The sequence below is a fragment of the Sandarakinorhabdus oryzae genome, assembly GCF_009733735.1.
Lineage (GTDB): Bacteria > Pseudomonadota > Alphaproteobacteria > Sphingomonadales > Sphingomonadaceae > Sandarakinorhabdus > Sandarakinorhabdus oryzae.
Genome location: NZ_WNJP01000174.1, coordinates 1 through 5,565, shown reverse-complemented (window position 1 = coordinate 5,565; position 5,565 = coordinate 1). Strand labels below are relative to the sequence as shown.

The following is a 5,565-nucleotide window of genomic DNA, read 5'->3' as shown; positions in this document are numbered from 1 at the left end:
GGGGCCGACCGGCTTTGGCGGCGGCGCGGCCATTCCGCACGCGCGATTGCCCGGCTTGGCCCGCTGTGCCGCGCTGGTGGCGCGGCTGCCGCAGCCGATCGACTGGGGCGCCATCGATGGCGAACCGGTTGACGTGCTGGTGCTGCTGCTGTCGCCGGAAGGGGCGGGCGCCGATCACCTGAAGGCGCTGGCCCGCATCAGCCGGTCGTTGCGTGATCCCGCCACGTTGCCAGCGCTGCGCGGCGCCCGCGATGCCGGCGAGATGCTGGCCGTGCTCGCCAGCGAAACCAGCGTCGCCGCCTGACGTGCCCGATGATGCGCCTCTGCCCCGGCTGGCCAGCCGGGTGCGGGTCGATGCGCTCATCCGGCGTGTGAGCAGCGCCGGCGGCTTCGGCACCGTGTTGGCCCGCGGCGATGACGAGGCTGGCGCCATTGCCGTCGTGACCCGCGAATCCGGCGAAGAAGCCCTGCGCGCCGCCGTGCTGGGTGCGGGCGGCCGTTATGAGTTTGCCGAACTGGCCAGGGGTGATGCAGTGGCGGCCTGGATCGAAAAGGCGCGCCGCCGCGACCCTGATCTGTGGGTGATTGAACTGGATATCCCGCAGGCAGGGCAGTTCGTCGCCGAAATGCTGGACGGCGGTTGATTGACCAGGTGCTGCTGCGCTTGAACACTGCTCATGGTTCGTGGGGCAATCATTTGGGCGAAAAAGGGCGGCGCGCACATCGCGGCGCTGCTGCTGTTCGCCATTGCCAGCCCGGCAGCGGCTGACACCAGCCTGCCGGTGCTGCCCGGCGAAGACGACCGGGTGATGGCCGAGGTGGCGACGCCCGACGCCGCCGGCCTGCCGGCGCTGGTTCGTATGGTCGCCACGGTTCCGGCTGCTCCGGCGGTGGCCGCGTCCGACACCGAACTTGATTGCCTGGCCACCGCCGTCTGGTTCGAAAGCCGCGGTGAGGCGCTGGAAGGCCAGCTCGCTGTCGCCCAGGCCGTCGTCAACCGCGCCAAGTCGGGCCGCTGGGGCAAGGGCATTTGCGGCGTCATCCACGCCCCGCGCCAGTTCAACTTCGTTTCGGCCCGGGTCCAGCGCTCGACCGCGACCTTTGCCACCGCGCTCGCCGTCGCCCGTATCGCTGCGGCCGGCCTGTGGCACGACATGGCGGAAGGCGCCCACAGCTTCCATGCCGCCCGCCTCAATCCCGGCTGGCGCCTGACCCGCGTCGCGAAGATCGGCAACCACGTCTTCTATCGCTGACTCACCAGCCCTGTGGGGCTTGCCGTTCCCCCCTTGTTCCGCCAGACTTGCGCCATGGCGCATGATCTCACCGCAACCGATGTGCTGCGCGGCACCTGTCGCTGGCTGCTGCGCGCCGGGGTGAGCCCGCTCGCCGAGGTGCCGCTCGCCGGCGGCCGCCGTGCCGATATCCTGGGGGTGGATGCTGCCGGCCGGCTGACCCTGGTGGAGATCAAGATCAGCCTGTCAGACCTGCGCGGTGACCGCAAATGGCCGGAGTATCTTGATCATTGCGATCGCTTCTTCTGGGCGGTGCCAGCGGGCCTACCGCTCGATGACCTGCACACGCCGGCTTTCCGGCCCGACGAGACGGGCCTCATTGTTGCTGACCGCTTCGACGCCGAAGCACTGCGCGACGCCCCGTGGCGCACGCTCAACGCAGCACGGCGCAAGGCTATCACACTGGGCCTCGCCCGCCGCGCGGCCCACCGCTGGCTGGGGGTTGTCGATCCGGAAAGCGGGCTGATCGGGCTGGATTAGCGTTATTTCGGCGAACGCTTGGCCAGAATCCGCTGCAGCGTGCGCCGATGCATCTTCAGCCGCCGCGCGGTTTCCGAAACGTTGCGATCGCACAGCTCATAAACGCGCTGGATATGCTCCCAGCGCACGCGATCGGCGGACATCGGCTCCGGCGGTGCCTCGGGGCGGGCGCTGCCATCAGCCGAAAGCGCCCGCACGATGTCTTCCGGGTCGGCCGGCTTGGCCAGATAATCGATGGCACCGGCCTTCACGGCGGCAACCGCGGTGGCAAGATTGCCATAACCGGTCAGCATGACGATGCGCACGTCCGGGCTCATGGCCCTGAGTTCGGTGACGAGGTCGAGGCCGTTGCCGTCTTCCAGGCGCATGTCCACCACGGCATGGCCGGGCTTCAGCCGGGCGGCCTCTACGCGGGCTTCCTGCAGGCTGCCAACGGAGGTGACGGCAAAGCCCTTGCGCGCCAGCAGCACGGAAAGCCGCTGCCGGAACGGGGCATCGTCATCCACCAGCAGCAGCGGCCGGCCTTCGGTTTCGGGCGCACTCGCCATCGTCATTGCTCCTGTTCCTGCCCCTCGGGGTCATTAACCTCAAACTCTTCCCTTGGCCAGCGCACGTCCACCCGGGCGCCGCCTTCCGGCCGGTTGGAAAAGGCCAACCGCCCGCCGGTGCGTTCAATCAGGGTGGTGGCGATGAACACCCCCAACCCGGTCGAATCCGATTTCGATCGCGTCGGCCCCAGCATCGGCTCACCCAGCCGCGGCAGCAGGTCGGGCGGAAAGCCGAAACCATCATCCAGCACCGCCACCCGGATTTCCGACGGGGTGACGATGGTTTCCATACGAACTTCGGTGCCGGCGTGACGCACGGCATTGGAAACAAGATTGTTGAGCGCGTGCAGCAACTCTGGCGAGCGCTGGACCAGCGGCTGCGGGCTGGCGACCGCCACTTTCACCGGCACCCGCGCCGGCTTCACGCTTTCCGCCACCTCGTGCAGCAACAGGTCGAGCGTCAGGATGGCAAAGGGATCCTCCGCCTCGGCCCGCGTCGAAAGTTCCTTCATGATGCGCCGGCTGCGCGCGGCTTCGGCCGCAAGCAGGCGGATGTCCTCGCCGAAATCGGGATCGTCGCCCAGCTCCTCTTCCAGGCTGTGGGCGATCAGGCTGATGGAGCCCAGCGGCCCGCCCAGTTCGTGCGCGGCCGCGGCCGCCAGACTGCCCAGCGCGTTCATGCGCGCTTCGCGGGTCAGCGCGGCTTCGGTGGCCACGAGCGCCCGCGCCCGGTCACGCGCTTCGGCCGAGACCATCCACAGATAGACGGCGAGGAATCCGATGGCGAGGCCGTAGGCGATCAGATCGCCAACGCGATAGACCAGCGGGAAGCTCGGCGGCGGCCCGCTCCACGGCAGCGGCTGCGCCCACAGCCAGATCACCACCAGCACGCCAAGCGTCAGCGCCAGCAGCGGCGCCATCTCGCGGGCGGTGAGCAGGGTCGCAGCGATGGTCACCGGCACGATCAGCAGCAGAGAAAAGGGATTGGCCAGGCCACCGGTCAGGAACAAGAGCACGCCGGCCTGGATGAGATCGAACGACAGGTGCAGCGCCAGCTCGCGGCCGGTCATCCTGTCCGTGCGTTCGTACAGGGTCGAAAGGCCGAAGTTGAGGATGACGGAGGCGCCAACCGCGGCCAGCAGCGATCCCCATGGCAGCGGATAGCCGAACCACAGCCCAACCACGAGCAGGGTGGTGAACTGCCCGAGGATCGCAATCCAGCGGATGCCGGCAAGCGTGCGGACGCGCACGCCAGGGCGATCAAAGGCCGAAGCCGCAATGGATGGCCGTTCCATGGACACGGCCTAGACGCCCAGGCGCAGCGCGCCGATGCGGCGCATTGTCAGAGCGACGGCCCCTGGATCTTGCCGGTCGCCTTCACCGGCACGTCCTTCAGCAGCTTCGCGATGCTGGTGGCGCGCGGATCATTGTCGGCGGCAATGCGCGCGGAAATCCCGCTGTTGTCGGCAATGTCGGGGTTGGCGCCGGCGTCGATCAGCGCCTTGACCAATGTGAGATCGCGCGCCTGGACGGCCTTGAGCACCGCGGTTTCGCCCAGCCGGTTCTGTGCATTCACCTGTGCCTTCAGCCGGATCAGCGTGACCGCGCCCTCGCTCCAGCGGCCGATCGCCGCCAGGATCAGCGGCGTGTTGCCATCCCGATCCTTGACGTTGAGGTTGGCGCCCTTCTGGTAGAGCAGGCCGAGCCAGCCCAGGTCGCCGCGCCGGGTGACGATGTGAACCGCAGCTTCACCCGTATCGGAATCGCGCACGTTGACGACCGTGGTGCCCGGCTTGTCGGCCAGCTCGATCGCCTTGTTGACGTCCCGATCCTTCACCGCCTTGATGAAATTATAGCTGTCGGAAAATTGCGCTGCGGCCGGGCTGGAGCCGAATGCCACGGCCACCAGCATCGCGGCCACGAGCAGGCGCTGAAAGAGTCCCTGGCACATCATCGACAAGCCGCCACCTTTTCCCTTATGCCCATGGGGCCATGATAGCGCATAGCCACAAGAACCGTCCATGAACAGCGCCAAGAATCTGCGACTGTGGCTGGTGCTGGGCGTGGCGGTGCTGCTCGCCGCCGGTCTCGGCTGGATGCGCTTTGCCACCCCGCAGGCGCCCCCCGGCAATCTTGCCGGTGCCAGCCTGGGCGGACCTTTCAGCCTGACCAACCAGGACGGCAAGACGGTCCGCGACACGGATTTTGCCGGCCGCTACCGCCTCATCTATTTCGGCTATGGCTTTTGCCCCGATGTCTGCCCCACCGATCTGGCGCTGGTGGGCCGTGGGCTGAAGGCGTTCGAGGCGCAGTCACCGGCGCTCGGCGCCAAGGTCGCACCGATCTTCATCACCATTGATCCCCAGCGCGACACGCCAGCGGCGCTGAAGCCCTTCGTGGCCGCCTTCCACCCCCGGCTGGTCGGCCTCACCGGCACGCCGGCGCAGATCAGTGCTGTCACCAGGGCCTATGGCGTCTATGCAAGGCGCATGGACACCGGCGATGCTGAAAATTATCTGATGGACCACAGCGCGATGGTCTATCTTTACGGCCCCGATGGCCGCCCCATCGCCTTCCTGCCCCACCAGGGGCTCACTGCACAGGCGATCACGCAGATGCTGGCCACCCATGTCGGTTGATCGATTCTGGGAAACCACGCCCTTTCACCGCATGAGCCGGGAACAATGGGAAAGCCTGTGCGATGGCTGCGGCAAATGCTGCGTGCACAAGCTGGAAGATGAGGAAACCGGCGAGGTCTTCCCCACCAATGTCTGCTGCCGCCTGCTCGATACACGCACGGCGCGCTGCAGCGATTACCGCAACCGCAAGGCGCTGGTGCCCGAATGCGTGCGCCTTACCCCGGCCCGGCTCGATGATCTCGATTGGCTGCCGGAAAGCTGTTCTTATCTGCGCGTGCATCGCGGCCAGGGGCTGGCGGAATGGCATCACCTGCTCACCGGCGATCGCGAGTCCATCCATCGCGCCCGCCAGTCGGTGGCCGGCCGGGTGATCAGCGAGGATCACGCCGGCGATCTTGAAGACCATATCATCGACAAGCCGCTGTGAACTTGCACCGATGCTGCGCTGGCGCCGCCCTGCCTTGCCCAACGAGCTGCTGATCAATGGCCGCGTCGTGGCCGTGGTCGCCACAAGGCGGCCGGCGGCCCGCGGTGTGCGGCTCAGGGCCAGCGCGATCAGCGGCCGCATCGAGATCAGCCTGCCGGCGCGCGGCGGCGAGGCAGCAG

At 67.7% G+C, this 5,565-nt stretch carries 9 protein-coding genes; 6 read left to right on the top strand and 3 right to left on the bottom strand.

The annotated features are described in order from the left end of the window. The 4 genes from GJ693_RS13430 to GJ693_RS13415 all read left to right on the top strand — a co-directional run. A partial coding sequence (locus tag GJ693_RS13430; protein WP_197042193.1) for a PTS sugar transporter subunit IIA occupies nt 1–304 on the top strand: 304 nt, incomplete at its 5' end. Nucleotide 305: 1 nt separating this feature from the next. Next, the gene (locus GJ693_RS13425; RefSeq protein WP_235902906.1) at nt 306–644 is read left to right on the top strand and encodes a DUF1491 family protein; all 339 of its coding nucleotides are present in this window, start codon (nt 306–308) and stop codon (nt 642–644) included. Nucleotides 645–677: 33 nt separating this feature from the next. Continuing rightward, entirely contained in the window at nt 678–1,253 is a 576-nt protein-coding gene (locus GJ693_RS13420; protein ID WP_156256789.1) for a cell wall hydrolase, read from the top strand. A gap of 54 nt (nt 1,254–1,307) precedes the next feature. Next, nucleotides 1,308–1,772, top strand: a complete 465-nt coding sequence (locus tag GJ693_RS13415; protein WP_156256788.1) for an MmcB family DNA repair protein — start codon at nt 1,308–1,310, stop codon at nt 1,770–1,772. 2 nt (nt 1,773–1,774) lie between these two features. Here the strand turns inward: GJ693_RS13415 and GJ693_RS13410 are convergent, their stop codons facing one another. From GJ693_RS13410 to GJ693_RS13400, 3 genes are read right to left on the bottom strand one after another with little or no spacing between them, the layout of a single operon-like run. Continuing rightward, nucleotides 1,775–2,320: an ActR/PrrA/RegA family redox response regulator transcription factor gene (locus tag GJ693_RS13410; RefSeq protein WP_328598840.1), complete on the bottom strand. Its 546-nt coding sequence runs from the start codon at nt 2,318–2,320 to the stop codon at nt 1,775–1,777. 2 nt (nt 2,321–2,322) lie between these two features. Continuing rightward, the gene (locus tag GJ693_RS13405) at nt 2,323–3,615 is read right to left on the bottom strand and encodes an ActS/PrrB/RegB family redox-sensitive histidine kinase (protein ID WP_156256786.1); all 1,293 of its coding nucleotides are present in this window, start codon (nt 3,613–3,615) and stop codon (nt 2,323–2,325) included. Between the two features lie 47 nt (nt 3,616–3,662). Next, nucleotides 3,663–4,232, bottom strand: coding sequence for an ankyrin repeat domain-containing protein (locus GJ693_RS13400; protein ID WP_235902908.1), 570 nt, complete (start codon nt 4,230–4,232; stop codon nt 3,663–3,665). A gap of 109 nt (nt 4,233–4,341) precedes the next feature. On the opposite strand from GJ693_RS13400, the gene GJ693_RS13395 reads away from it, so the two are divergent. Beyond that, on the top strand, nt 4,342–4,959 hold the full coding sequence (locus tag GJ693_RS13395) for an SCO family protein (RefSeq protein WP_156256785.1): 618 nt from the start codon (nt 4,342–4,344) through the stop codon (nt 4,957–4,959). Beyond that, a complete protein-coding gene (locus tag GJ693_RS13390) occupies nt 4,949–5,386 on the top strand; it encodes a YcgN family cysteine cluster protein (RefSeq protein ID WP_156256784.1) in 438 nt (145 codons plus the stop codon). Before GJ693_RS13395 ends, GJ693_RS13390 begins: the two co-directional genes overlap by 11 nt. Nucleotides 5,387–5,565 lie beyond the last annotated feature (179 nt).

Excerpts from the sequence above, each read along its gene's own strand:
- GJ693_RS13415 (WP_156256788.1), top strand. The coding sequence starts at position 1,308 with ATGGCGCATGATCTCACCGCAACCGATGTGCTGCGCGGCACCTGTCGC.
- GJ693_RS13405 (WP_156256786.1), bottom strand. The coding sequence starts at position 3,615 with ATGGAACGGCCATCCATTGCGGCTTCGGCCTTTGATCGCCCTGGCGTG.
- GJ693_RS13390 (WP_156256784.1), top strand. The coding sequence starts at position 4,949 with ATGTCGGTTGATCGATTCTGGGAAACCACGCCCTTTCACCGCATGAGC.
- GJ693_RS13400 (WP_235902908.1), bottom strand. The coding sequence starts at position 4,232 with ATGCTGGTGGCCGTGGCATTCGGCTCCAGCCCGGCCGCAGCGCAATTT.
- GJ693_RS13395 (WP_156256785.1), top strand. The coding sequence starts at position 4,342 with ATGAACAGCGCCAAGAATCTGCGACTGTGGCTGGTGCTGGGCGTGGCG.
- GJ693_RS13410 (WP_328598840.1), bottom strand. The coding sequence starts at position 2,320 with ATGGCGAGTGCGCCCGAAACCGAAGGCCGGCCGCTGCTGCTGGTGGAT.
- GJ693_RS13420 (WP_156256789.1), top strand. The coding sequence starts at position 678 with ATGGTTCGTGGGGCAATCATTTGGGCGAAAAAGGGCGGCGCGCACATC.